Origin of the sequence: Bradyrhizobium zhengyangense (genome assembly GCF_022012435.1) — a bacterium.
In the GTDB taxonomy this organism is placed as follows: domain Bacteria; phylum Pseudomonadota; class Alphaproteobacteria; order Rhizobiales; family Xanthobacteraceae; genus Bradyrhizobium; species Bradyrhizobium zhengyangense.
In genome coordinates, this window is sequence record NZ_JAKLUA010000001.1 from 1491544 (window position 1) to 1515883 (window position 24340).

General features: G+C 62.7%; 24 protein-coding genes. 2 read left to right on the top strand and 22 right to left on the bottom strand.

The window, feature by feature from the left end; genetic code table 11:
* Window positions 1-380: 380 nt before the first annotated feature.
* The 13 genes from dhaK to L6637_RS07280 all read right to left on the bottom strand — a co-directional run bounded on the left by dhaK (window position 381) and on the right by L6637_RS07280 (window position 11661).
* Window positions 381-1370, bottom strand: coding sequence for a dihydroxyacetone kinase subunit DhaK (dhaK, locus tag L6637_RS07220; protein WP_237859053.1), 990 nt, complete (start codon window positions 1368-1370; stop codon window positions 381-383).
* A gap of 36 nt (window positions 1371-1406) precedes the next feature.
* Entirely contained in the window at window positions 1407-1838 is a 432-nt protein-coding gene (locus L6637_RS07225; RefSeq protein ID WP_157332153.1) for a hypothetical protein, read from the bottom strand.
* Window positions 1835-3433 carry a phosphoenolpyruvate--protein phosphotransferase gene (gene ptsP, locus L6637_RS07230; RefSeq protein WP_237869731.1) on the bottom strand — a complete coding sequence of 533 codons (1599 nt, stop codon included), beginning with the start codon at window positions 3431-3433 and terminating at the stop codon, window positions 1835-1837. The genes L6637_RS07225 and ptsP overlap by 4 nt, the downstream gene beginning before the upstream one ends.
* Window positions 3434-3436: 3 nt before the next feature.
* Window positions 3437-3751, bottom strand: a complete 315-nt coding sequence (locus L6637_RS07235; protein ID WP_237859056.1) for an HPr family phosphocarrier protein — start codon at window positions 3749-3751, stop codon at window positions 3437-3439.
* Window positions 3744-4130 carry a dihydroxyacetone kinase phosphoryl donor subunit DhaM gene (gene dhaM / locus L6637_RS07240; RefSeq protein WP_237869733.1) on the bottom strand — a complete coding sequence of 129 codons (387 nt, stop codon included), beginning with the start codon at window positions 4128-4130 and terminating at the stop codon, window positions 3744-3746. The genes L6637_RS07235 and dhaM overlap by 8 nt, the downstream gene beginning before the upstream one ends.
* A complete protein-coding gene (gene dhaL, locus L6637_RS07245; RefSeq protein WP_237859061.1) occupies window positions 4127-4741 on the bottom strand; it encodes a dihydroxyacetone kinase subunit DhaL in 615 nt (204 codons plus the stop codon). Before dhaL ends, dhaM begins: the two co-directional genes overlap by 4 nt.
* Window positions 4738-5745 carry an ABC transporter ATP-binding protein gene (locus L6637_RS07250; protein ID WP_237869735.1) on the bottom strand — a complete coding sequence of 336 codons (1008 nt, stop codon included), beginning with the start codon at window positions 5743-5745 and terminating at the stop codon, window positions 4738-4740. The genes dhaL and L6637_RS07250 overlap by 4 nt, the downstream gene beginning before the upstream one ends.
* The gene (locus tag L6637_RS07255) at window positions 5738-6835 is read right to left on the bottom strand and encodes an ABC transporter ATP-binding protein (RefSeq protein WP_237869737.1); all 1098 of its coding nucleotides are present in this window, start codon (window positions 6833-6835) and stop codon (window positions 5738-5740) included. Before L6637_RS07255 ends, L6637_RS07250 begins: the two co-directional genes overlap by 8 nt.
* A gap of 6 nt (window positions 6836-6841) precedes the next feature.
* Window positions 6842-7054 (bottom strand): hypothetical protein, encoded by a 213-nt coding sequence (locus L6637_RS07260; protein ID WP_237859064.1) that lies wholly within the window; start codon window positions 7052-7054, stop codon window positions 6842-6844.
* Window positions 7051-8004 carry a carbohydrate ABC transporter permease gene (locus L6637_RS07265; protein ID WP_237859065.1) on the bottom strand — a complete coding sequence of 318 codons (954 nt, stop codon included), beginning with the start codon at window positions 8002-8004 and terminating at the stop codon, window positions 7051-7053. The genes L6637_RS07260 and L6637_RS07265 overlap by 4 nt, the downstream gene beginning before the upstream one ends.
* Window positions 8001-8960, bottom strand: coding sequence for a carbohydrate ABC transporter permease (locus L6637_RS07270; RefSeq protein ID WP_237859066.1), 960 nt, complete (start codon window positions 8958-8960; stop codon window positions 8001-8003). Before L6637_RS07270 ends, L6637_RS07265 begins: the two co-directional genes overlap by 4 nt.
* 102 nt (window positions 8961-9062) lie before the next feature.
* On the bottom strand, window positions 9063-10406 hold the full coding sequence (locus L6637_RS07275; RefSeq protein ID WP_237859067.1) for an ABC transporter substrate-binding protein: 1344 nt from the start codon (window positions 10404-10406) through the stop codon (window positions 9063-9065).
* A gap of 265 nt (window positions 10407-10671) precedes the next feature.
* The gene (locus L6637_RS07280; RefSeq protein ID WP_237869739.1) at window positions 10672-11661 is read right to left on the bottom strand and encodes a Bug family tripartite tricarboxylate transporter substrate binding protein; all 990 of its coding nucleotides are present in this window, start codon (window positions 11659-11661) and stop codon (window positions 10672-10674) included.
* Window positions 11662-12037: 376 nt separating this feature from the next.
* Here L6637_RS07280 and L6637_RS07285 point away from each other — a divergent pair, with 376 nt between their 5' ends.
* A complete protein-coding gene (locus L6637_RS07285; RefSeq protein WP_237869741.1) occupies window positions 12038-14875 on the top strand; it encodes an ATP-binding protein in 2838 nt (945 codons plus the stop codon).
* Window positions 14876-14958: 83 nt separating this feature from the next.
* Here the strand turns inward: L6637_RS07285 and L6637_RS07290 are convergent, their stop codons facing one another.
* From L6637_RS07290 to L6637_RS07300, 3 genes are all read right to left on the bottom strand, one after another.
* Window positions 14959-15897 (bottom strand): aldo/keto reductase, encoded by a 939-nt coding sequence (locus L6637_RS07290; protein WP_237869743.1) that lies wholly within the window; start codon window positions 15895-15897, stop codon window positions 14959-14961.
* Between the two features lie 93 nt (window positions 15898-15990).
* Entirely contained in the window at window positions 15991-17421 is a 1431-nt protein-coding gene (locus L6637_RS07295) for an MDR family MFS transporter (protein WP_237869745.1), read from the bottom strand.
* A 62-nt stretch (window positions 17422-17483) separates the two neighbouring features.
* Entirely contained in the window at window positions 17484-18542 is a 1059-nt protein-coding gene (locus L6637_RS07300) for an HlyD family secretion protein (RefSeq protein WP_237869747.1), read from the bottom strand.
* A gap of 227 nt (window positions 18543-18769) precedes the next feature.
* Here L6637_RS07300 and L6637_RS07305 point away from each other — a divergent pair, with 227 nt between their 5' ends.
* Complete coding sequence (locus tag L6637_RS07305) at window positions 18770-19429, top strand: TetR/AcrR family transcriptional regulator (RefSeq protein WP_237859074.1); 660 nt, start codon at window positions 18770-18772, stop codon at window positions 19427-19429.
* Window positions 19430-19587: 158 nt separating this feature from the next.
* Here the strand turns inward: L6637_RS07305 and L6637_RS07310 are convergent, their stop codons facing one another.
* The 6 genes from L6637_RS07310 to L6637_RS07335 all read right to left on the bottom strand — a co-directional run bounded on the left by L6637_RS07310 (window position 19588) and on the right by L6637_RS07335 (window position 24135).
* Complete coding sequence (locus tag L6637_RS07310) at window positions 19588-19881, bottom strand: DUF1330 domain-containing protein (protein ID WP_237869749.1); 294 nt, start codon at window positions 19879-19881, stop codon at window positions 19588-19590.
* Between the two features lie 2 nt (window positions 19882-19883).
* On the bottom strand, window positions 19884-20399 hold the full coding sequence (gene msrA, locus L6637_RS07315; protein WP_237859076.1) for a peptide-methionine (S)-S-oxide reductase MsrA: 516 nt from the start codon (window positions 20397-20399) through the stop codon (window positions 19884-19886).
* An 88-nt stretch (window positions 20400-20487) separates the two neighbouring features.
* Window positions 20488-20910 carry an OsmC family protein gene (locus L6637_RS07320; protein ID WP_237859077.1) on the bottom strand — a complete coding sequence of 141 codons (423 nt, stop codon included), beginning with the start codon at window positions 20908-20910 and terminating at the stop codon, window positions 20488-20490.
* A gap of 162 nt (window positions 20911-21072) precedes the next feature.
* Window positions 21073-22386 carry an epoxide hydrolase family protein gene (locus L6637_RS07325; protein ID WP_237859079.1) on the bottom strand — a complete coding sequence of 438 codons (1314 nt, stop codon included), beginning with the start codon at window positions 22384-22386 and terminating at the stop codon, window positions 21073-21075.
* A gap of 258 nt (window positions 22387-22644) precedes the next feature.
* The gene (locus tag L6637_RS07330) at window positions 22645-23334 is read right to left on the bottom strand and encodes a VOC family protein (RefSeq protein ID WP_237869751.1); all 690 of its coding nucleotides are present in this window, start codon (window positions 23332-23334) and stop codon (window positions 22645-22647) included.
* A 129-nt stretch (window positions 23335-23463) separates the two neighbouring features.
* Entirely contained in the window at window positions 23464-24135 is a 672-nt protein-coding gene (locus L6637_RS07335; RefSeq protein WP_237869753.1) for a sensor histidine kinase, read from the bottom strand.
* Between the last annotated feature and the right edge of the window lie 205 nt (window positions 24136-24340).

Sequence of the window (24340 nt, forward strand, 5' to 3'; positions counted from 1 at the left end):
GCGACCTGTCAATGGGAGATCCCGCCTTCCCGAGCCGGTTCGAACGGCCGCTGGCGCCGTCCCAGGTCGTCCGACTGCGGCGGCGGCAAGGGCGGCCGGTGCTTTCAGGGAATTTGCCTAAAGTGGAGGACGGGGCACGATTGCTCCGACGCCACGTTCCTCGTCCAGCGACAGAAATTGCTTCCGCAACCAGACGCCCGCGGGTCGCACACATCGTGCGAGGCTGGCCAAAGCCAGCTCATACCGACTGCGATCGGCTTCTATTGAAGCTCCCGTGGGCGCATCGTGCACACGCTATCTTGCAAGACCCAACCCTCGCCCCAATCCGTCATCGAGCGACGTGAGCCATGTCGTTGGTGATCGAGCCTGGTTTCCGCCAATCACATGCGCCAGCGAAGCGCGGCGGTATGCACCGGCGCGTCCCACAATTCCTTCGATTGACCATCGAGCACGGAGACAGTGATCGACGTACCGGCCATGTCGAGGGAGGTCACATAGGAGCCGATAAGAAAACGCGTGGCCGTAACTCCCGCCCCGTCCAGGATGCGCTTGGCGCTATTGGCCATCAGATAGAGCTCGATCAGCGGCGTCGCACCGAACCCGTTGATCAGAAGCAGGACTTCGCTGCCTTTGCTCGGTTCGAGATCATCCAGGATCGCGCCAAGTATGTCGGCTGCAATCGCATCGGCAGAGGCCAGCGGCACCCTGCGTCGCCCCGGCTCGCCGTGAATGCCGACGCCCATCTCCATTTCGTTGTCGGCCAGCGTGAAGTTCGGCCGGCCCACCGCCGGCACGGTGCACGGCAACAGCGCGACGCCCATCGAGCGGGTGCGCCTGTTCACATCGTCACCGAGCGTCTTGAGCGCGGCGAGCGGCATGCCCTTTTCGGCCGCAGCGCCAACCATCTTTTCCACAATCAGCGTGCCCGCGACGCCGCGACGACCAGTCGTGTAGGTCGATTTCTCGACCGCGACGTCGTCATTGGTGACCACGCTTGCAACCTCGCGCCCGGCCATCTCGGCGGCCATGGTGAAATTCATCACATCGCCCTCGTAATTCTTGACGATGAAGAGCACGCCTGCCCCGGTATCGACGGCCTCCGCCGCCTCGATCATCTGATCCGGCGTCGGCGAGGTGAAGACCTGCCCCGGACAGGCAGCATCGAGCATGCCGTGGCCGACAAAACCCGCATGGAGCGGTTCGTGCCCGGAGCCACCGCCCGAGATCAGCGCAACCTTGCCAGGCTTCAGATTGCGGCGGCGCACGAACTTCCTGTCAGCACCGAGCAGCAGGATATCGGCATGGGCTGCCGCCAATCCGTCGAGACTCTCTTCGAGCACCGTGTCGGCGCTGTTGATCAGCTTTTTCATGGCGTCCTCCCGGTTATCTTTTGCGTTACGAATTCGTCAGCCGATGCTTTCGGCGTAGCGGGCGAGCTGGGCAGCGAAGTCGACGATGAGCTGCTCGAGCGCACGATTTTTCTTGTCGTCACCGAGATCGGGCACCGTCACCGTCACGACGCGCGTGCGCGCCTCGCGATGGGCGCCGCGCAGCCGCCCCGGATGCGCGCGCCCATAGGCTTCGAGGAACGCCGCACGCTCGGTGCCGGAGAGATGGCAGACCTCGAAAATGATCGCGACATGCTTTGCAGGGATCGGCACCAGATAGGCCGGATTGGTGATCTGGCTGACGAAGGAGCGGTTCTTGCCGAGCGCGGCCGCGAGCTTCAACCGCGTCCCCGAGGGCCGGTTGTCGAGCGCCCGCCGCAGGATGAGCTTGTAATCCGCGACGTTGCTGTCGCCCGGCCGGCTCGCGTCTTCGCCTGCATCGTCACTCATGCGGTCACCCCGGCGATGGCAGCCTTGAGCCGGGCTACAGCGATCGGCGAGACCGAGAGGATCGTCAGGCCCGTCGCCAGCAGCGCATTCGTCAAGCGCGTATCGGCGGCGGCATCGCCGCAGAGCGAGACCTCGACGCCACGCTTAAGCCCGGCCTCGACCGTCCGCGCGATCAGCGCCAGCACCGCGGGATGGCCGGCGTCGTTGAGATCCGCGACAGCGCCGATGTCGCGCGCCGCGGCCATTGTGTATTGAGTGAGGTCGTTGGACCCGATGGAATAAAACGCCGCGTCGAAATCGTCGGCGCAGAGTGCGGCCGAGGGGACCTCGACCATGATGCCGAGCGGCGGCCGGGCGCAGGCAATGCCCTCTGCGCTGAGAGCCGCAAACTCTGCGCCCAGCATGGCGTTGGCGCGGTCGAGCTCGGAGGGGACAGCGACCATCGGCAGCATCACCTTCAGTGTCCCATGCACGGCCGCGCGGCAGAGCGCGCGCAACTGCACGCGAAACACCTCCGGTCGCGCCAGAGAGAGCCGGATTCCGCGCAGGCCCAGGAATGGATTGCGCTCGCCATCGACCGTCACGCCGGGAATCGGCTTATCGCCGCCAGCGTCGAGCGTGCGAATCGTCACGGGCCGCTCTTCGGCCCATTCGAGAATGCGCCGATAGACCTGATATTGCGCATCCTCGCCCGGAAGCCCTCTCGATCCCTCGAACAGAAACTCCGTCCGTACGAGGCCGATGCCGTCGCAGATGGCGGGATCGAGACTCGCCAGCTCTTCCGGCGCGGCGACATTGAGCATGACGGCGATGCGCTTTCCATCGGCGGTCAGCGCGGGTTTGAGGCGACCAGCATCGACAGCAATCTGCGCGGCAGTCGCGGCTGCCATCCGGTGCTCGAACAGGCGGCGCGTTTCAGGCTGGGGATCGAAGATCACGGTGCCGGCGTCACCGTCGACCAGCGCCAGTGACGGCGGCTGTCCGTTCCATGGCAACGGCCCCAACCCGACCACCATCGGAGCGCCCCGCGATCGCGCGAGCATCGCAACATGCGATGACGGCGATCCGCTGGCGAGCGCAATTGCGCCGCCGCGGGTCCAGTCGACAGCGAGGAACGTCGATGGCGAAATATCATCACCCGTGACGATGGAATCGCCGGAAATCTCAGAGATCGTGTTTGCACCGTTCAGGCCCGCGAGGACGCGATCGCGAATGTCGACGAGATCGGCAGCACGCGCCCGAAAATATTCCTCGTCCGCCGCGCGATAGCCTGATATCTCGGCTTCGAGCGCCGCGCGCCAGGCCTCATCGGCGGCCGTACCGCCCGCGACGGCCTCGTAAGCGCCTTCTGCAAGCGCATCATCGCCGAGCATCGCAACCTGGAACTCCAGGATCTCCGCGGCCTCGCCGTGAACCGTCGCGATCAGATCGGCGAGCTCCGCTGCTGCACCTTCAATCGCTGCCTTCAGCGCCGCGGCCTCCTGTGCCGGATCGCCCTTCTCAGCCCTGCCCGCCACTTCTGTCGTCAGCACCGCGACCGGCCCGATGGCGAGGCCGGGCGAAGCGGGATGGCCGGTGAGATGGATCTCGCCCACGACTTACGCCTCGCCGAAACCGTCATGCACCAGCGCCAGCATGGCCGCGAGCGCGGCCTCGGCATCAGGACCGTTGACGCGGAAATGGAGCGTTGCGCCCTGCGGCGCCTTCACACGCATGACCTTCACAGGGCTCTTGGCGTCAGTCCAGGGTCCCTCCGCCGCAAGCGCAATTTCGATCTTCGCGGTAAAGCCCTTTGCCAGTTGCGTAAGCTTCACCGATGGTCGCGCGTGCAGGCCGACCGGGTTGACGAGAACCGCGGAGGCGGTCAGCGGCGCGAACGACTGAGCCGCCCGGTTGGCGTTGGCATCATGCATAGAATTCCTCCGCGCTGCGCTTGACGGCGGCAAGCGATGAGCCGCCCGAAGATTCGGTCGCAGCAATCACCGCCCCCTCGACCACCGGGGCATTGCAAACCAGCACGCGCGCGCGACGATCTTCGGGGAGCATCTCCACCGCCATCTCCGAATTGGTCTCGGCGCCGCCGAGATCGACGAGGATCGCAACACCCGCCGGCGACCAGGCGGTCTCGATCGCCTCGAGGATTCCGGCAACGTTCGTACCTAACCCGCCATCGACATCGCCGCCGGTCCAGGCCAGCGGCACTGCTTCACCGACCATCTGGCGCACCATATCGGCCGCGCCTTCCGCGATCTTCGGCGAATGCGACACGATGACAATTCCGACGTTGCTCATGGATTGACCTCGAATTCCAATATCTCAACTGCCGCGCCGATCAGAAGGGATGCCGAGCGCGAGCCCGGGTCCATATGACCGATGGAGCGTTCACCAAGGAACGATGCGCGGCCGCGAATCGCCAGCATCGGCGTGGTGCGATCGGCCGCCTGCACAGCTTCAGCCGCAATGGCCTTGGCATCACCGCCGCCTGCCAGAATGGCGTGAACCGGTACCAGGACATCCAGCAGCGTCTTCTGCCCCGCCTCGGAACGACCGCGCGCCTTGACGGCCTCGATCGCCTTGTCCGTCGCCGCGACCAGATCAGACCGGCTCGGCTGTTCCGGAAGAGACTTACCCAGCTCCATGAAGAAAGTTCCGACCAACGGCCCTGACGCACCGCCGACTTTCATTACCAACGTCATTCCAATCGCCTTCAGCATGTCGGGCAGCGACTTGTCGGCAAGGCCCGGCAATGCCGCGAGCACCGCCTCGAAACCGCGCTTCATGTTCAGCCCGTGATCCCCATCGCCAATCGCCTGGTCGAGGCTCGTCAATTCGTCCGCGTGCTCGATCACTGAACATGCCAGCGCTCGCACCAGTCTTTCCCTGGCTACCCGATCAAGGCTCATGCCGCCACCCTCCAGCCATTCGCATCGAAAAACAGCGGCTTGTTCAGACGGAGCGACACGACATCGCCGGCGCCAAAGCCCGCCTCGGGATCCGCCAGGGTCACAACCGGTCGGCCGGCAAGGTCGAGATGGAGATGGCTCTGGTCGCCGAGATGCTCGACCCGCCTGACGGTTGCCGAGACATCGCCGCCGCCGCGCGCAATCGTCAGATGCTCGGTCCGAGCGCCGACCGTCTCGGCACCGGCAGGCGCGCGACCGAACAGGGCCGCTGGCAGCAGATTGATCGTCGGCTGGCCCAGCCTTGCGGCGACATGCGCGTTGATCGGGTTCTCGTAGATCTCGCGCGGCGAGCCGATCTGCAACAGCCGTCCGCCCTCGATCACGCCGATGCGCGAGGCCATGGTCATCGCCTCGGTCTGATCGTGGGTGACATAGAGGATCGTCGCGCCGAGATCGACCTGGATCCGCTTCAGCTCGAGGCGGAGTTCGCCGCGCAGCTTGGCATCCAGCGAGGACAGCGGCTCGTCCATCAGATAGATCGAAGGCGAACGCACCAGCGCCCGACCGATCGCGACGCGCTGCATCTGCCCGCCCGATAGCTGCGTCGCCTTGTTGTCGAGCTTGGTCTCGATATGAAGCAGACGCGCGACCTCCTGCACTTTCGTGCGGATATCGGCTTCGCCTACGCGGCGGGTTGGCGCCCGCAACGCAAAGGCCATGTTCTCAAACACGGTGAGATGCGGATACAGCGAATATTGCTGGAAGACGAAGGCAACGTCGCGGTCCGCGGGAGCATCGCCGGTGACGTCGCGCCCGTCGATGCGGATCGAGCCGCCATCCGGCTGCTCCAACCCGGCAATCAAACGCAGCGCGGTGGTCTTGCCGGCACCGGTCGGCCCGAGCAGTGCGACGAATTCGCCGTCACCTATCGTCAGCGACAAGTCGCTCAGCGCCTGCGTCTTGCCGAAGGCCTTGGAGACGGAGATGATCTCAACCTCAGCCATGCACAACTCCTTCGTGCAGCGCGGTGCGAATGGCCCGACCCGACGCCTTGTCGAAGATCGACAGCGTATCGGGCCGGAAGTCGAGCCCGACAGTCTCGCCCGTCCGAAACGATCTGCTGCTGGGTGAGCGGGCCTTGAGCGCGCCGTAGCTCGTCGCCACCGTCACGATCTGCGTCGTGCCCAGATATTCCGTGCCATAGACCTCGCCGCGCACCATGCCGCGATCCGTGAAACGTATGTGCTCGGGCCGCACCCCAAGCACGAGCTCGCTCTCCGCCATCGCCTCGCGCGCAGCCGGAATCGCAACGTCCCGTTCGCCGAGTCGGATCGCCTCCGCACCGGTCTGCAAGCCGCCACGGAACGGCAGGAAGTTCATCGGCGGCGAGCCGATGAAGTCCGCAACGAACAGCGAAGCCGGCCGGTCATAGATGTCGCGCGGGCTTGCGACCTGTTCGACCACACCATTGTTCATCACCGCAATCCTGTCGGCCATCGCCATGGCCTCAAGCTGGTCATGGGTGACGTAGACGGTCGTGGCGCCGAGCCGGTCATGCAGAGAACGCAGCTCATGAATCATGGCCTCGCGCATCTCGGTATCGAGCGCGCCGAGCGGCTCGTCCATCAGAAAACATTTTGGCTTGCGCACGATCGCCCGCCCCAGCGCCACGCGCTGCCGGTCGCCGCCCGCAAGGCCCGAGACGGAACGGTCGAGCAGATGCGAGATCCGCAGGATGCGCGCGGCCTCGACCACCCGCCGGTTGCGCTCGGCCGCACCCATGCCCTCGCATTTCAGGGGAAAGCCGATGTTGCGCCGGACGTTCATGTGCGGATAGAGCGCGAAGAGCTGGAACACGAAGGCGATGTCGCGGGCCGACGCGCGATTCATCGTCACGTCTTCGCCGTCGAGCCGGATAGTCCCTGCCGTCGGCAGCTCCAGTCCCGCGATCATGCGGAGCGTCGTGGTCTTGCCGCAGCCGGAAGGCCCGAGCAGGCAGAGAAACTGCCCATTCTCCACAGTGAAGCTGGCGGACTTGACTGCATGAAACGCACCGAAAGATTTGTCGAGCGCCTCGACCTTGATCTGTGCCATCGCGCCCTACTCCCGCACCTTGGACACGATGGTGAACATCACCGTGCCGAACAGGGTTGTCGCAAACGACCAGGAATACAGTGTCAGCGAGAACGGCTGCATCAGCATCACGACGCCGGCGGCGATGATTGTCGTCGCGATGGCTTCGAGCGGGCCGCGACGCAGAACACGGTCGGCGAGACCACGACGTGCAATGGCTGGGGTGACATCGAGGCTCATTTGCGGACAGCTCCAAAGGTGATGCCGCGCAACAGATGCTTGCGCAGAAGCACCGTGAACACCACGATCGGCACCAGGAACAGCGTCGTGCCGGCGGCCACTGCGGGCCAGTCCTGTCCGCCCTCGCCGATGATGATCGGAATGAACGGCGGGGCCGTCTGCGCATTGCCCGAGGTGAGAAGCACCGCGAAAGCGTATTCGTTCCAGGCGAAGATCAGGCAGAAGATCGCCGTTGCCGCGATTCCCGTGGTGGCCTGCGGCAGCACCACCTTCACGAAGGCCTGGAAGCGGGTATAGCCGTCGATCATCGCGGCTTCCTCGTATTCGCGCGGAATTTCGTCGATGAAGCCCTTGAGCAGCCAGACCGCGAGCGAGACGTTGACCGAGGTATAGAGCAGGATCATTCCGAGTCTCGTGTCCGACAATCCGATGGTGCGATACATCAGATAGATCGGGATCGCGACCGCGATCGGCGGCATCATCCGGGTCGACAAAATGAAGAACAGCAGATCATCCTTCAGAGGCACGCGGAACCGCGAGAAGCCGTAAGCCGACAAGGTGCCGAGCGCGACAGCGAGCACGGTCGAGCCGAACGCGATGATCAGCGAGTTGATGAAGCGCGGCACATAATTCGAAGGACCGGCGACCACCATGTTGCGGTCGCGCGCGATGCTGTCGCACATCCCCTGCGGCGGTCCCAACGAGCGGATGAACTCTGGCGTCTGGCGCGAGCGTGTCGTAAACAGATTGCAGAAGCCTTCGAGCGACGGCCTGAACAGCACCTTGGGCGGATAGGAGATCGCATCGTCAGGCGACTTGAACGCGGTGAGCATGATCCAGACCAGCGGGATCATGGTGATGACAGCGTAGAGCACGACCAGCGAGCCGGCAAAACGCCGCGTCGTGGCCGACGGCTCGACGACAGAATGGGCTGTGGTGGCTGATGTCATCGGCTTTTCACCCTGTTCAGCGCCTTGACATAGATGTTGGCGAGGCCGAAGACCGTCACGAACAGGATGATCGCGAAGGCCGAGGAGTAGCCGGTGCGCCAGCTCTCGAACGCTGCTCGCTTGAGTGTGATCGAGGCAACTTCCGTGGTCGATCCCGGCCCGCCGCCGGTAAGCAGGTTGACCATGTCGAACATCTTGAAATTCTCGATGCCGCGGAACAGCACCGCCAACATGATGAACGGCAGCGCCATCGGCAGCGTGATCGACCAGAACTGCCGCCATTTCGACGCGCGATCGACTTCGGCGGCTTCATAGATGTAATCCGGGATCGACCGCAGGCCGGCGAGACAAATCAGCATCACATAAGGCGTCCACATCCAGGCATCGACGATGACGATGGCCCAGGGGCTCAGCGTGACGTCGCCGAGCATCTGGAAGGACGAGGCCGCGCGTCCCGTGAAAAAGGCGACCACATAATTGAACAAGCCGATCTGGGGTTGGTAGAGGAACGTCCAGAAATTGCCGACGACCGCGGGCGACAGCATCATCGGTAGCAGGATGATCGTGGTCCACATGCCGTGGCCGCGGAATTTCTTGTCGATGAGGTAGGCAAGGCCAAATCCGAGAACGGTCTCGATCACAACAGTCCAGATCACGAAATGCGCCGTGACCTGCATTGCCGCCCAGATGTCCGGATCGGTCAGGATCGACTGGTACCAGTCGGCACCCAGCCAGATAGTCGGTACATTGGCCCGGTTGGCGCGATAGTTCGTGAACGACAGATAGATCGTCCAGAGCAGCGGAAAGATATTGATCGCCAGCAGCAACACGATCGTCGGCGTGATGAAGAGCCAGGCGAGTGTCTTGTCCGACAGGCCGCGGACACGACGCGCCACACTGGGCCGGACCATGACGGCCCGATAGGTGATCCGCGAAGAGGCACTCAATTCATTCATTGCAGCGACCGATCCTGGCACCCGGGCCGTCGCGTGGCGACAGATCCCGGTCATCTCGAAGGAAAGCCCGGAGCGCGAGCGCACGCGCTCCGGGTATCAACCTCAGAACTTCTTGCCTTCTTCCTTGAAGATCGCCTTCCAGTCCTTGACCAGACCGTCGAGCGCTTCCTGTGCGGTGCCCTTGTCGGCCACCACATAATCATGCACGCGCTTCTGTTCCGCCTGCAGCAGCTGGGCGTAGGACGGCTCGGCCCAGAAGTCGACCACCATGCCCATCGACTGCAGGAACTCCTTGGCAAAGGGCGCGCTACCAGGGAAGCTCGGATCGTTCAACACGGACTTGGCGCAGGAATAGCCGCCGAGCGCCCACCACTTCTTCTGGACGTCGCCGCCGGAGAACCACTTGATGTATTGCAGCGCCTCGGCCTGGTTCTTCGAGTAGGAGACCACCGAGATGCCCTGTCCGCCGAGTTGCGTCGCCTGCGCGGCGGGACCGGCCGGATTGACGAAGAAGCCGATCTTGTCGCCGCCGACATTCGGGTCCTTGTAGAGGCCCGGGAAGAACGCGAAGAAGTTCATCTGCAGCGCGACCTGACCGGACTTGAAGGCGTCAAGCCCTTCCGACATGTAGGAGTTGGAGGCGCCGGGCGGCGTGCAGCACTTGTAGAGCTCCTTGTAGGCTTCGAGTCCCTTCACCGCATTGGCCGAGTTCACGAATCCGTCCATCGCATAAGGCTTCTTCGGATCGTCGTATTTGAAGCCGTAATCGTAGAGGTAATTCGAGACGCCCATGGTGATGCCTTCCGAGCCACGCTCGGTATAGATCGAGGCACCATAGACCTTCTTGCCGTCGATCTCGCGGCCCTGGAAGAATTGCGCGATGTCCTTCAGCTCGGCAAGCGTCTTCGGCACGCCGATCTCGCGACCGTACTTGGCCTTGAAGTCCTTCTGCACGTCAGGCCGCGCGAACCAGTCCTTGCGATAGGTCCAGCCCACCGCATCGCCCATCGCGGGCAACGCCCAATAGTTCGGCGTGTTCTTCGGCCACTCGGAATAACCGACCACCGTCGCCGGCATGTAGTCGTCCATGCTGATTCCTTCCTTCTTGAAGAAATCGTTGAGCTTGACGTACTGGCCGTTCTCCGCGGCGCCTCCGATCCATTGTGAATCGCCGATGATGAGGTCGCACAGCGAGCCATGCGAATTGAGTTCGTTCAGGAAGCGATCGGCGTAATTGGTCCACGGCACGAATTCGAACTTCATACCGATACCCGATTTGGCGGTGAAGTCCTTCGACAATTCGACCAATGCGTTGGCGGGGTCCCATGCGGCCCAGCACAGCGTAATGGTCTTTCCTTGCGCGTGCGCGGGCGTGGTGCCCGCGCCGACACTGAGCGCGGCGGCGACTGCCGCGCATGCCACTACAAGCGTCTTCGTTCGTTTCATTACACGTTCCCTCCGAGTGGGCCGGCCATCGACATGGCGCGGCTTTCCTACCCGCTCGAATGCTTCGAGCAGAGCGACACAGTCCACGACGAGCTGAGTAACTAAACTGGTGTTTCCTCGCGCCACCCGGATTCTATAGGCCCGGCAGGCTCGATTTGTTTAGTAATGCACGGTTTACTAAACATTGCAAGCGCAGTTCGTGGGCCACCGGCATCGGGCCCGCAGAGATTGTACGACGCCTCCAACACACGAAACGCCGGCGCGCTTACAGCGCTTGAAGCCCGATTGATTTGATCACCGGCGCAAGACTTGCCGAAGTGGCATCGACAGTCTGCTGGAATTTCTCCGGACCCGAATCGCTGTCGGGCTCCATCCCCTGCGCGCGATAATTCGCCAGCAGTGCCGGATCGGCCATCGCCACCCGTGTTGCCTGCGCGATGCGATCAATGATCGCGTCGTCAGTCTTTTTCGGAGCGAAAAGACCGAACCATCCCTCGTAGCTGAGATCAGGCATGCCGGACTCGATCGCGGTCGGAATCTCCGGCGCGCCGCTCAACCGTCTGTCGGTCGTGACCGCAAGCAACCTCACCTTGCCGGCCCGGCCCAGTTGCTGCAATTGAACCGACATGACGGCAATGACGAGAGATATCTGACCGCTCACGAGGTCGTTGGTGGCCTGTGCGATGCCGCGATAGGGAACGTGGACGATATCCAGGGCTCCGGCCTGCTGCTTGAACAGTTCCCCCACGAGGTGATTGCCGGTGCCGATGCCCGGAGTTCCATAGGACAGCGTACCCGGTTTGCTCCTGGCATAGGCGATCAGGCCTTGCAGGTCTGTGGCAGGCAGCGATGGATGGACGGCGAAAACCAGCGCACTGCTGATCAGGCGATAGATCGCCCGGAAATCCCCGATGGAATACGAGGGATTTGGCGTCGTCAGGGGGATGATGACCTGCGTGCTGCCGTTTCCCAGCAGCAGCGAATAGCCATCGGGCTTCTCGCGCGCCACCGCTGACGTCCCGATCGCGCCGCCCGCACCGCCGACATTGTCCACAAACGTCGGGCCAAGTTGAGATGACATCTTCTCGACCCAGGGGCGCCCGATCTGATCGCCCGAGCCGCCGGCCGCATAGGGAATCACAAGCCGAATGGGGCGCGATGGATAATCAGCGGCTTTCCCGCCGCGCGAAAGTCCGGCGAGCGCAACGGCAAACGTGGCCGCATTGACGAAATCTCGTCGCGAGAGCGAAGACATGTCCTGTTCCGAACGTCGTAAGCTTTGATCAGAGAAGGGACCGGCTCCCAAGCCTCCATACGCAGCAGCAACCGGCCATCGTCAACGGCACAGTCGATCAGCGAGGCATTCGCGGTTCGTGCGCAAAATGAGAGTGTCCATCCGTTTTTCGACTACGATCCCTGCGCAAGACGGACAGCTCAGCGAATGACCAACCTCATCCACTAGCCTAAACCGTTCATCTGACAGCAATATTTCAAAATGCCCCTGATCCAGTCAATGCAACAGCGCGCACACCTCAAGCCGCTCCCGCTGCTTTCGTCCAGTTTACTGTACGCTTCGTTCTGATAGGAAAAAGTCAAACAATTTTGACTCCCCGCAGCGGGGGCGATGGCGCGTGTCAGACAACAACCAGGACTCGGCCATTTCTTTTGGGCCATTTCGTCTATTTCCAAGGTCGCGACTCCTGGAAAAGGACGGCGCGCATCTTCATGTCGGCGGCCGCGCGCTCGACATCTTGATCTTCCTGGCCGAGCGGCCCGGCGAAGTCGTCGACAAGCGCGAGCTCGTCAAGCGTGTCTGGGCAGACGTGAATGTCGACGATGGCAGCCTCCGCTTCCACATCGCAGCCTTGCGCAAGGCACTCGGCGACACCGGCAAGTCGGCCCGCTATGTCGTCAACGTCCCCGGGCGCGGCTATTGCTTCGTCGCATCTCTCACCCAGGTTGCTCCCGCCCCTCCTGCTCGCCCGACTGATATCCCTCTACCGCGTTTCCTTCCCGCCCCGCTCGCGCGCGTGATCGGGCGAGACGACGTCATCGAGAAGATTTCGACCGGGCTCGCGATGCATCGTTTCGTGACAGTGGTCGGCCCCGGTGGCATCGGCAAGACCGCAGTGGCCGTGACCGTCGGCCATCGCCGGCTTGCCCATTTCGACGGGCATGTGTTCTTCGTCGACTTCGGACCGGTGCGGAAGCCTGAACTCGCAGCAATCACCATCGCATCGACGCTCGGGCTATCCATCAATGCGGAGGATCCGGTCCCGGCGCTGCTGACGCACCTGCAGACGAAACCGACGCTGCTGATCTTCGACAGCTGCGAGCACGTGCTGGAGACGCTCGCGCCGCTGGTCGAGCGCCTGGTTCGCGAAGCACCGCGACTGCATGTGCTGGCAACCAGCCGGGAATCCTTTCGCAGCGAAGGCGAACGGATCTTTCGGCTGTTCCCGCTGGATTGTCCGCCCCGGCGCGACGACCTCGCCGTGGCCGACGTCCTTGCCTATCCGGCGGCCCAGCTCTTCGTCGAACGTATCGCGCAGAGCTCCGGACCATTTCAGCTGAGCGCAGAAGAAGCACCGCTGGTGGCTGACATCTGCCGCCGCCTCGACGGCATCGCGCTTGCGATCGAGCTCGCAGCAGGGCGCGTCAACGCCTATGGCATCGCCGGCACGGCATCCCTGCTCGACAGCCGCTTTTCGCTGCAATGGCGCGGGCGGCGCACGGCCATCCCGCGACATCAGACGCTCGGCGCCGCGCTCGACTGGAGCTACGACCTGCTTCCCGCATCCGAGAGCGCCATTTTGCGGAGACTTTCCGTGTTCGCCGGGCCGTTCACGCCGGAGGCGGCTGCTGCCGTCGCCTCGGGCGACGGGCTCAGCGCCGCCGCGACCATGGAGGCGATCGACAATCTCGTCACAAAGTCGCTGATCGCACCATCAGGTGCGCGAACATTGCGCTATCGCCTGCTGGACACCACGCGCACTTATGCGCTCGGCAAGCTGAGCGAAGCCAATGAAGCGAAGCGGATCGCACAGCGGCATGCCGAATATTTTCACGGCCTGTTCGAACGCGCTGAAGCCGAAACCTCCTCCCCATTGTCGGACTGGCTTGGCGCCTACGGCGCCGAATTGGACAATTTGCGCGCTGCGCTGGACTGGGCCTTTTCGCCTGAAGGCGATGCACGGCTTGGTATCGCCCTGACGGCGGTGGCCGTGACGCTCTGGATTCGGCTTTCGTTGTTCGCAGAGTGTCGCGAGCGCGCCAGGACCGCGCTTGCCGCGCTGGCAGACCATGACGAGGAGCGCGTACGCATGCAGCTCCTGGCAGCGCTCGGCTGGTCGCTGATGTATGGCGAAGGCCGGGCACGCGAGGCCCGCCCGATCCTCGAGTCCACGCTCGAATTGGCCGAGAAGCTCGACGACAAGGATTTCCGGTTACGGGCTCTCTGGGGCTTGTGCATCGATCAGTTCAACAACGGGGCGTTTGGCAAGGCGCGCGCGCTCGCCGATCGTTTCACCGAAGCCGCCGCGAATTCGTCCGACAAGACTGATCTCATGCTGGCGGACCGGTTGATGGCCGTCGCACTGCATTATCTCGGAGACCAGAGCGAGGCACGGGTCCGTATCGACCGGGTCAATGCCTCGCTGCATGTATTGGCCGAGAAGCCCAAGATCTTCCCGCTCGATCTGCGGATATCGACGCAATACTTTCGCGCCCGCATCCTGTGGCTGCAGGGTCATGCCGATCAGGCTTTGGCGTTGGCCGAACAGAATATCCACGAAGGTCGGGCCAACGGCCATGCGCTGACCTTCTGCAGCGTGCTGGGACAGGCCGCCTGCCCGATTGCCTTCCTGGCTGGCGACTACGACGCCGCCGAGCGCTACGGGACCGAATTGCTGGAGCATGCTGATCGCCACGCCATCCGACTCTGGGGGCTATGGGCCCGCGCGTTCAACGCGCTGGTCGCTGCAAAGCGCACAGACGTCGAGACCGGCTTGCCGCTGTTGCGAGACGAGCTCAATCGCGCCGGCGATGCCCGCTTCCTGCCGCGCTTCCTTCCCCTGCTTGGCGAGCTAGCCGCCTGCTTCGGACAAGCCAATCAGGTTCATCATGGCTTCGACACGATCGAGAACGTGTTGGCGCGCTGCAACGACAGGCAGGAGCGTTGGTATCTGCCGGAGCTACTCCGCATCAAGGGTGAGCTGTTGCTGAGGGAGTCACCGCAATCGGAAGCCGCCGACGCCTGCTTTCACGAAGCCATGGATCTAGCAACACAGCAAGGCGCGCATTTCTGGCAGCTGCGCTGCGCGATCAGCATTGCGCAGCTCAGGATCGGACAAGGCCAGCGCGCTGAGGCACGCGCGGTTCTGGAGAGGGCATGCAATGCGATGACCGAAGGATCCGGGATCGCGGATATGCGGTTCGCGCGCGACCTGATTGCGGACCTGCAAACATGATCCGAACGCATCTCGCTCCGGAGATTCCGATCCAAAAAGTCAAAGCTGATCGTGGTCATGGAACGCGGCTCAGGTCATTCCGTTCATTCGGCCCTCGGAATAAAGCCGGGTACACCGGTCTCAACTACCGAGTTGAACCTGATGTTCGTCTTGATCTGCTCTTTTATCTCCCGCATGGCGTCCTCAGGTAGAGCCGAGATATCGAAGTTTTCCCGGATGCGCCGAGGATTCGTCGAGGTGGTCAGGAAGGCAGAGCCGCGTTGTACGGCCCACGCGAGCGCAATCTGAGCCGGCGTCTTATGCAGGCGCTCCGCGATAGCTGTGATCACAGGATCGGCCAGGACGTTCGGCTTCATGGCGTGTCCAAGTGCCGCAAACGCTTGCAGCACAATTCCATGCTCGCGGCAGAAGTCGAGCAACTCCCATTCCGGCAAATACGGATGGGATTCGACCTGCACCATGGCGGGCCTGATCCGCGCGACTGCGACGATCTCGCGCAGCTTCTCCAAAGTGATGTCCGAAAGGCCGATCGACCTGCAGTGGCCCTCGTCAACGAGCCGCTCCATTGCCTCCCATGTCTCCGCCAACGTGACTCCAGAGTCATAGATGACCCGCCCGCGCTCGTCCCTCGGGTCCTGCTCGTCGCCAGGTTGAAAGGCAAAGGGCGTGTGAATGATGTAGCAGTCGATGTCGTCGAGTTTCAGCCGCCTGCGGCTCGCGTCAAATGCGGGTTTCACCCGCTCCGGCCGATGGTTGGTGTTCCATAGCTTGGTCGTAACGAAGAGGTCCCGACGCCGAAGCTTCTCCGTTGCGAACACCTCCTGCATCGCGTCGCCGACCGCTTCTTCGTTGCGGTAGCGCTCGGCGCAATCGAGATGTCGAAACCCCGCCTCCAAAGCAGCCTTCGTGGCCTGCCTCGTCACGACCGGATCCGGGATCAGCGTGCCAAATCCCACGGCGGGGACGGAGCCGGACGCGTGTGTGGGAATCCTCGTGTCACGAAGCGAATCGGACGTCGTCATGCTGATACTCCTTTGCTTGTCCCCGACTCCCGCACCTGCGCGGGACGAAATGATTGAAGTTGAAGATGAGATGCGACTTTCTGTCTCGCGCCCTTAACCGGAGGGCCGAGGCTTGCGGAGAAAGAAGACCAGCGGGATCACGGCGAGCATGGCGAACATCAGGATCTCGAACTGATCGATAACTGCAACGGTGGCCGCCTGGCGCGTGACAATGCCATTGAGAGCGGCGAGGCTCGGCTTCGCGATCGAACCTACCGTATTCGCCGCCACACGGAACGGTGTGAGGTGCTTGGCGAGGGCTATGTGCACGGCCTGCGTGTTGGCATAGAAGAACAGCTGGACCACGGCAATGCCGATGGTGCTGCCATAGAGCCGCGACAGGTTGATCAGAGCGCTACCTTCAGGGCGAAACTTCGGATCAAGGGTTCCGAACGCCGCTCTCGCGAGCGCCGCCAGCGACATGCCGAGACCTGCACCCTGAAGGAAACCGGCTTCGACAATCGGCCGCCAATCCATCCCCGGCGAATAGCCGAGCATCAACCAATTGGCATAGACCACGAGCACCATTCCACCCATGAGGAACGGCCGATAGTCTAACTGGCTCGGAGCAAGGCTCGTCAGTACCAGGGCTCCCACCAACGCCACGCCGCGGGGAACACTCATGTAGCCGGTGGTGTCGACTGGGTAATTGAGCAATTCCTCCAGCATCGGAGACGTCAATGCCAATGTCGGCAACAGGACGAAACCGAGCACGAAGGAAATCACCGTCGCGAGGAGAAGATTGCGGTCCCTGAACAGCACCGTGCGCAGAAAATGCTCCTTTCTCGTCAAAACGTGCACGGTGAAGAGATAGAAGCCGAGAACCGCGGCGATCGCTTCGACCCAGATTTCCTTCGAGGCGAACCATTCCAGGCGCTCGCCTCGATCAAGCAGCATCTGTAGCCCGATCATGCCAACGGAAAAGGTCGTCAGCCCGAAGAAGTCGAACGCCTGGCCTCGGTCTTGACGCTTCTCTCCCAGCAACTGAGCCATCGTCACGAAGATGATGGCCGTCATCGGCACACTGACGTTGAAGATCGACGGCCAACCGTAATATTCGCTGAGCCAGCCGCCAATCGCGGGACCCGTACTGATGCCGAGCAGCGAGCAGGCCGTCGCGGCCAGACCCATGCGCGCACGCTGCTCTGCCGGCGTCACCTCGAGCAGAATTGCCAATGAGAGCGGCACCAGCGGCCCGCTCGCCGCTCCCTGGAGAATCCGGGCCAGCACGAACTGGATCGACGTCGTCGCCAGCGTATCGAAGACGAGACCTAGGCCGAATGTGATCAGCGCCGCCTGATATATCGCCTTCCGCCCATACCGTCCCGCCAGCCATTGTGTGATCGACATGGTCACGGCACTTGCAGCGATATACGAGGAGAACACCCAGCCGACCTCGTCATTGGCCATCGAGAGCGTCGCCTGGATGTGCGGTAGCGCCGCGTTCGGCAGGGAAATGTTCACCGCCTGCAAATAGGTTGCCATAAGGGCCGCCGCGGAGATTGCATAACGACCGCCGGCCCCCGATGTCGATGGGATGGGCCTACTCATTTGACCTCCGTCGCGCTCGCGGGTTGGAGCAGTTGTATCCAGCTTCGGCGACGGCCCGTGTCGACGCGCGCCGTCACGCTGATGCCGGAGAACAATGGTCGGCTCGGATCGGTATCGTCGAGTTCCAGACGCACTGGCAGTCTTTGGACCACCTTGACCCAGTTGCCGGTCGCGTTTTCCGGCGGCAGAACCGAGAAGTCCGACCCGGTGCCGGGGCTCATGCTGACGATATGCGCCTCGAATTTGCGGTCCGGATAGGCGTCGACATCAATCATCGCCGCCTGGCCCGGACGCATGTGGGTCAGGCCTGTCTCACGGAAATTGGCTTCGATCCACACGTCCCGGCTCGACATCAGCGAGAACGTGGGCGCCCCCGCGGAAACGAACCCACCAACCTGCAGGTCGTCGACCTTCGTAACGACACCGTCGTCGGGCGCCCTCACGGTCGCGTAGGAAAGATCGAGCCGTGCACGGTCGAGCTGCGCCTTGGCCGCACGAACCGTCGGGTGGCGGTCGATGTCGGTATCAGGATCGCCATTGAGCGCGACGACCGTGTTTGCAATCTGCTGTTCGATCGACGCCGTGCGTTGACGCGCGACCTTGAGATCGGTTTCAGCCCGCTCGTAGACCGCGCGCGGCGTGAAGTCGGAAGCGACCAGCATTTTCTTGCGATCGAACTCGTGCTCGTCGAAGGCAGCAGCGTCCCTCGCCGATTGCAGTTCAGCCTGCTGCTGGCGGTAGGTCGCCTTGAGCGATTCGATCTGGAGCCGCGCGCTGGCGAGCCGGGCCTCGGCCTGGTCGACGGCAATCTGATAAGGCTCCGGATCTATCCGAAACAGGACCTGGCCCTGCCGAACGCGCTCGTTGTCGTGCACGGCGATCTCGACCGCCTGACCGGACACGCGTGCATTGATGGTCACTTTCGCGGCGCGCACGAATGCGTCATCCGTCGAGATAAAGCGTTCCTGCACCAGATACATGTAGGCGCCGAACATGGCAGCCGCGGCCGGCAGCACAACCATCAGGGGCAGGCGCAGCCGCTCGGCAAGATCCATTCCGAACAAAGGCTCAGTTGCTCCGCTCCCGCGGGAGCGCCTGCGATCACCCAGCCAGCCGGTGATTGGCGCAAAGTTCAGACTCATAGAAGTTGTCCTTATCTCATTTAATAACGTTCGTTACAAATATTGTACCTCCATATGGTGATCAAGATGGCCCGCCATTGATTTTTATAACGATCCATACAAATATACGTGTAGACCGTCGCAACCAGGATCATGCTGACATGGCACGGAAGAAGAACGACACGAGCCCGTCGCGCCGCGGACGCCCCCCCGCCTACGACGCAGAAACGGCCCTCAAACGGGCCACGGAAGCGTTCTGGAGGACCGGCTATTCCGGCACATCTCTCGACAAGGTCGCCGCCGTGACCGGCATGAGCCCGCCGAGCCTCTATGCGGTGTTCGGTAACAAGCACGCGCTCTATCTTGAGGCGCTCGCGCACTATTGGGAGACGAGCCTGGCCGCCACGCGCGAGGCCCTCGCAGGGGACCATCCCTTGGACGAAGCCTTGATGCTGGCCTATGAGGCAGCGCTCTCGATCTATTTTTCCGGCAGGGGAACCACGCGCGGCTGCTTCGTGGTCGGAACCGCCGTAACCGAAGTCGCGGAAGATGCGGAGATCCGCAACAGCGTCTCGGCCGGACTGCGCGCAATCGATGCCGATTTCGAAGCTCGCTTCCGCCGCGCGCGGGACGAGGGCGAGCTGAAACCGGACGTCGACCCTGCCGCACTCGCAATCCTTGCTGCTGCCACGATGCAGACGATTGCCATTCGCGCGCGTGCTGGCACCCGCCGCGCCGAACTGCGAGAACTCGCCCGGAAGGCCGTCGACGCGATCTGCGGATGCCGGCCGGAGGCGCGCCAAGACGCGACGCCCGCCTGAGATCAAGCCCTTTACCGGCCGAGCCGGTTGGCAACCAACGCTGCTGGCAATGCGGCGAGGATGGCTTGCGCATTTCCGCCCGCCTTCTCGTTAGAGTTTAGCGACCGTTCTCAAATCAAGCACCAGCGCGATTCGGTTCGAGTTCGCACCGCCGCCCCTCACTCCAGTCCTTCGATGATCCGGACATCCCGCTCGCAGGCATTGCCGAGCGTCTTCAGCGCCTCCTGATAGGCAGGGCTGTCGTGTGCCGCCACCGCGAGTTCGAGGCTGTCAAACTCGGTCACCGTGGTGCGCTGGGCGATGCCCTGCTCATAGACCTTCGCAGCAACGCCGCGGGCGAGGAAGCGACCACCGTGGGCAATAATCGCGGGCCCCGCGAGCTTCGCGTAGGCCGCCAGCGCCTCTGGATCGGAAATCGAACGATAGAGGGTGATCCAGTAGCCCTTGGCCATCGCTAGCCTCCGGCGACGGCCGCGCGCCGCGGCAGTTTCCAGTTCGGCCGAATGAAGTGACACGTGTAGCCCTCAGGGTAACGCTCGAGATAGTCCTGATGCTCGGGCTCGGCTTCCCAGAATTCGCCGGCTGGAGCAACTTCGGTCACTACCTTGCCGGGCCACAGGCCAGACGCTTCGACATCTGCGATGGTATCTTCCGCCGCACGCTTCTGCTCATCTGACGTGTAGAAAATCGCTGAGCGGTAGCTGGTCCCCAAATCATTGCCCTGGCGATTGAGCGTCGTCGGATCGTGAATCTGGAAGAAGAACTCCAGCATGGTCCGGAAGGTGGTCTTCGCAGGATCGAAGATGATCTCGATCGCTTCGGCATGGCCATCGTGGTTACGATAGGTGGCGTTCTTCACCCGTCCGCCGGTGTAGCCTACGCGCGTGGAGATCACGCCCGACTGCTTGCGGATGAGATCCTGCATGCCCCAGAAGCAACCTCCCGCCAAAACCGCGCGCTCTGTCGTCATTTGTCAGCTCCCGTCATGCTAGGGACGTCCTTCCGGTTTCAGCCTCTTGGCGAAGGACCGGATGGCCAATCTATTCGAAGCGGTCCGACTAGACCAGCTTGGCGTCGAGGCTGATTTCGGCATTGAGAACCTTGGAAACCGGACAGTTCTTCTCGGCCTCGCCGGCAATGTGGGCGAAGCCGGCATCGTCGAGATTAGGCACCTTGGCGCGCAGCGTGAGAGCGGACTTGCTGATCTTGAATCCCTTGCCTTCCGGTTCGAGCGAGACTGCGGCCTCGGTCGACAGCTCCGTCGGCGTGAACCCGGCGAGCTGGAGGCCGAACGCCAGGGCCATGGTGAAGCAGCCGGCATGTGCGGCCGCGATCAATTCCTCGGGATTGGTGCCCTTCTCAGTCTCGAAACGGGTCTTGAACGAATAAGGGGTCGCGGCGAGCACGCCGGATTCGCTCGACAGATGACCAGTGCCATCGCGGCCCGTGCCCTGCCAAACTGCCTTTGCCTTGCGGATCATCTCACTTCTCCTTGTTGGGGGCGGATCGACCAGCGGCGCTCCGCACCGGTGGAAGGGCGGCGCCGCTGGCATTGCGTGGGACACTTCAGGATTTGCACCGCCGAAGTGTCTTTTGAAGGGCGGGACACGCCTTGCCGGCCTGCCTCAACTTGCCGGCCTGCCTCAAATCGACTGGCGCAACGAGCGGAACGCGGTGCGCACCTCCGCGCAGAACAGCACGGGCTGTTCCCATGCCGCGAAGTGGCCGCCCTTGTCGAGCCGGTTGTAATGGATCAGCTTGGGATAGGCTTTTTCGGCCCAGCTGCGCGGCGCGGCATAGATCTCGTCGGGGAAAACGCTGACAGCGACCGGAATCTTCACGTGCTTGGGCGCGAAGAACGCCAGCTTGTTCTCCCAGTACAGACGCGCCGAAGACACCGCCGTGTTGGTCAGCCAGTAGAGCGTGATGTTATCGATGACATCATCGCGCGACAATCCTTCGGACTTGCCGTCGAAGGCTCGTGTAATCATCGCTGTGCTGCGGGCGTCGTGGTCGAGCATCCAGGACGCCAGACCTGCCGGCGAATCCACGAGGCCATAGAGCGTCTGCGGCCGGTTCGACATTTCGATCGCATAGCCGAGGCCATGTTTGTAGAAATCGTCGAGCTGATCGTAGGCAAGGTTCTCGTCGGCCATGAGGCCCGACGGCTTTGCCCCACCGGGCTGGAGTGCCTCGGCGATCTCGTCCGGAACGGTCGCGGGCATATTGGTGTGGATGCCGAGCAACTGCGGAGGCGCCAGCAGCGCCATTTGCTCCGTGATCGCGTTACCCCAATCGCCGCCCTGGGCGACGTACCTGCTGTAGCCGAGCCGCTCCATGAGCACGACCCAGGCCCTTGCAACACGCTGCGGATCCCAGCCAAGGGCCGCGGGCTTGCCGGAGAAGCCGTATCCCGGGAGCGACGGGATCACGAGGTGAAACGCATCTGCGGCTGCTGCGCCATGCGCGGTCGGATCGGTCAGCGGACCGACGATCTTCATCTGCTCGATGACCGAGCCGGGCCAGCCATGCGTGACGATCATCGGGAGCGCGCTGTCATGCTTCGAACGCACGTGGATGAAGTGAATGTCGACGCCGTCAATCTCGGTGACGAATTGCGGGAGCGCATTCAGGCGGGCCTCCATCTTGCGCCAGTCGTAGTCTGTCTGCCAGTGGCGAACGAGCTGCTGGACGGTCGACAGCTGCACGCCCTGCGACTGATCGGCGACAATCTCGCGATCCGGCCACCGCGTCGCGGCGAGACGGCGGCGCAGGTCGAGTAGATCCTCCTCAGGCACGCTGACGTGGAACGGGCGGATTGCATCGCTCGCGGCGGCCTTGACCGAACCCGCCGGAAACAGGCTCGCCGTGCCTGCAGCAACAGCCATCATCGCGGCCTGACCCAGCAATTGGCGGCGGTCCGGGTTGATGATGTCGACTCGTGTCTGCGTTGTCATTACGCATCTCCCTGGTTCTGGTCCGTGACGTTGACCGAAACTCGAAATCGAGATCGGCTCGTCCTTGATCTAGATTGGCTCAGAGACAGTCCATTGGCTCGTTATGGATTGTTAGGGCGCGTTAGCCTTTGCGAGTTGTCGCGACGCAAGCTCGAAAGGTGAAGCATGATCATCACAAGATGCGCCGTGCAAACGCATTACGGCGCGAGATCGGCTATCGCGCGCCGTGAATGCCGACCTATCGGCTAAGGTCGTAAGTCAGGTCGGCAGCGGCTGACCGGCTTGCTCGCGCACGATGTAATCGGCGTACCAGACCGGCCAGTTCTCGTCGTGTCCGCCAGTCAGCTTCTCGTGTTCGCCATGCGCCGCTGCCGCGCGCCGCAGCGCGCCTGCAAGTTCGCTTGACGAGGTGAACGTGGTGTCCGTGGCCTCGATCCGACCCGGCAGCCGCGTCGTGATCTCCTGAAACAGCCAGCCGTTGCCATCTGGATCTCTGAAGGAGGCAAACGAGCTGTAGCTGCCGCGTTTTGGATCAGCACCGTTGAGCCTGATACTGCCGAACAGGTATGGCTCGTCCGTGCCGGCGTGAACATCGCCGCCACCGTGAAAGGGTTCGCTGATCTTGACGCCACGCGCGAGCAGATCCTGTCGTGCGGCTTCGAGGTCGGAGACGATCAGATACAGGCCTTGCGCCGAGCCGGGCTCCGCTGACGTGACGTTCTTGCCGAAGATCACCGAACAGGCTGAGCCCGGCGGTGTGAACTGAATGACGCGCCAGCCGTCGGCAGAGGCGAAATCCGCATCCAGCCTCCAGCCAAGACTGGCATAAAATGCCTTGGCGCGATCCACATCCGACACGGGGATCACGACGACCTCGAGCTTGAGGTCGACGGCACGCGATTTCGCCGGGTTGGCGGCGGCTGTGTGATTCATCCCGGCGATGGTCATGTCGCACTCCCTGATTTGAGATACGGGCTCGGCACCGAGACCGTTTGTGACACCACGAGTTTTGCGCGAACGATGAAATAGTGCTCGCTATCGGTTGTTATGCTTCGTTAGCGAATGTGCGCCACTTCCTCACGCAGCAGCGAGCGGCATGGCGATGGTGACACGTGTGCCGCCCCGCCCGGCTTCGCCATGCATCCGGGCACAGATGCTGCGCGCCAAGCCCTCGAGGATCCGGCTGCCGGCCCCTTGAAGCGGTCCGGTCGCGCCGACGCCATTGTCGGCCACTGCGCAAAGCCAGCTGCCCTCGCGGTTCACAACCTCGATGCGGATCAGCGCGCCGTTCTTGCATGGAAAGGCATGCTTTGCCGCATTCGTAATCAGTTCCGTCAACATCAGCGCGAGCCGGTGGCACTGCCAGGCCGGCAGCGCCCCGTTTTCGACCGATGCTTCGCAGCGGATGCCGGCCGGTTCCAGCACCGCTTCGGAAAGCGCACCACAGAGCTTTTCGAAGAAGGCTCCGACGGAGATCTCCGAGAGGTCGTCATTGTCGGACAAGAGCTGATAGAGCCTGCCGAAGGCGACAATCCGCCGCTCCAGCCGCTCCACCGCAACCGACATGTCCCGGCCTCCGGCCCGCGTGAAGTCGTGACGGACTGACGCGCCCAGCAGCGTCAGCGTGTTTTTCATACGATGGTGAGACTCACGCAGGACGAGTTCCCAGTCGCGCGAGACGTCGTCCAGATTGGCGACATAATGTGATCGAACGCCCCTGTCGTTCGGCCGAGCGCTGATATCGGGCATCATAGCTTCCCCCATTGAAATTGGGCCTAACTCGAAGCCTATACTGATGCAGACCCGCCGCTCACGCTCGTTAGACGTTGCAAGATTGTGTTATGATTGCATGGCGCGTGATATCTTCGGGCCATGGCACAAGCTTCAGCCTGAAGCACTCTGATATTTCCCGCTTCCCGCATAAGCCGTTCGCGTTTAAACAAAATTCGCGGCG

What these genes read in the sequence shown, in the direction of transcription:
- dhaK (WP_237859053.1), bottom strand. Translation starts at nt 1,370, where the DNA reads ATGAAAAAGCTGATCAACAGCGCCGACACGGTGCTCGAAGAGAGTCTC.
- L6637_RS07225 (WP_157332153.1), bottom strand. Translation starts at nt 1,838, where the DNA reads ATGAGTGACGATGCAGGCGAAGACGCGAGCCGGCCGGGCGACAGCAAC.
- L6637_RS07235 (WP_237859056.1), bottom strand. Translation starts at nt 3,751, where the DNA reads ATGCATGATGCCAACGCCAACCGGGCGGCTCAGTCGTTCGCGCCGCTG.
- dhaM (WP_237869733.1), bottom strand. Translation starts at nt 4,130, where the DNA reads ATGAGCAACGTCGGAATTGTCATCGTGTCGCATTCGCCGAAGATCGCG.
- dhaL (WP_237859061.1), bottom strand. Translation starts at nt 4,741, where the DNA reads ATGAGCCTTGATCGGGTAGCCAGGGAAAGACTGGTGCGAGCGCTGGCA.
- L6637_RS07250 (WP_237869735.1), bottom strand. Translation starts at nt 5,745, where the DNA reads ATGGCTGAGGTTGAGATCATCTCCGTCTCCAAGGCCTTCGGCAAGACG.
- L6637_RS07255 (WP_237869737.1), bottom strand. Translation starts at nt 6,835, where the DNA reads ATGGCACAGATCAAGGTCGAGGCGCTCGACAAATCTTTCGGTGCGTTT.
- L6637_RS07260 (WP_237859064.1), bottom strand. Translation starts at nt 7,054, where the DNA reads ATGAGCCTCGATGTCACCCCAGCCATTGCACGTCGTGGTCTCGCCGAC.
- L6637_RS07265 (WP_237859065.1), bottom strand. Translation starts at nt 8,004, where the DNA reads ATGACATCAGCCACCACAGCCCATTCTGTCGTCGAGCCGTCGGCCACG.
- L6637_RS07270 (WP_237859066.1), bottom strand. Translation starts at nt 8,960, where the DNA reads ATGAATGAATTGAGTGCCTCTTCGCGGATCACCTATCGGGCCGTCATG.
- L6637_RS07275 (WP_237859067.1), bottom strand. Translation starts at nt 10,406, where the DNA reads ATGAAACGAACGAAGACGCTTGTAGTGGCATGCGCGGCAGTCGCCGCC.
- L6637_RS07280 (WP_237869739.1), bottom strand. Translation starts at nt 11,661, where the DNA reads ATGTCTTCGCTCTCGCGACGAGATTTCGTCAATGCGGCCACGTTTGCC.
- L6637_RS07290 (WP_237869743.1), bottom strand. Translation starts at nt 15,897, where the DNA reads ATGACGACGTCCGATTCGCTTCGTGACACGAGGATTCCCACACACGCG.
- L6637_RS07295 (WP_237869745.1), bottom strand. Translation starts at nt 17,421, where the DNA reads ATGGCAACCTATTTGCAGGCGGTGAACATTTCCCTGCCGAACGCGGCG.
- L6637_RS07300 (WP_237869747.1), bottom strand. Translation starts at nt 18,542, where the DNA reads ATGGATCTTGCCGAGCGGCTGCGCCTGCCCCTGATGGTTGTGCTGCCG.
- L6637_RS07305 (WP_237859074.1), top strand. Translation starts at nt 18,770, where the DNA reads ATGGCACGGAAGAAGAACGACACGAGCCCGTCGCGCCGCGGACGCCCC.
- L6637_RS07310 (WP_237869749.1), bottom strand. Translation starts at nt 19,881, where the DNA reads ATGGCCAAGGGCTACTGGATCACCCTCTATCGTTCGATTTCCGATCCA.
- msrA (WP_237859076.1), bottom strand. Translation starts at nt 20,399, where the DNA reads ATGACGACAGAGCGCGCGGTTTTGGCGGGAGGTTGCTTCTGGGGCATG.
- L6637_RS07320 (WP_237859077.1), bottom strand. Translation starts at nt 20,910, where the DNA reads ATGATCCGCAAGGCAAAGGCAGTTTGGCAGGGCACGGGCCGCGATGGC.
- L6637_RS07325 (WP_237859079.1), bottom strand. Translation starts at nt 22,386, where the DNA reads ATGACAACGCAGACACGAGTCGACATCATCAACCCGGACCGCCGCCAA.
- L6637_RS07330 (WP_237869751.1), bottom strand. Translation starts at nt 23,334, where the DNA reads ATGACCATCGCCGGGATGAATCACACAGCCGCCGCCAACCCGGCGAAA.
- L6637_RS07335 (WP_237869753.1), bottom strand. Translation starts at nt 24,135, where the DNA reads ATGCCCGATATCAGCGCTCGGCCGAACGACAGGGGCGTTCGATCACAT.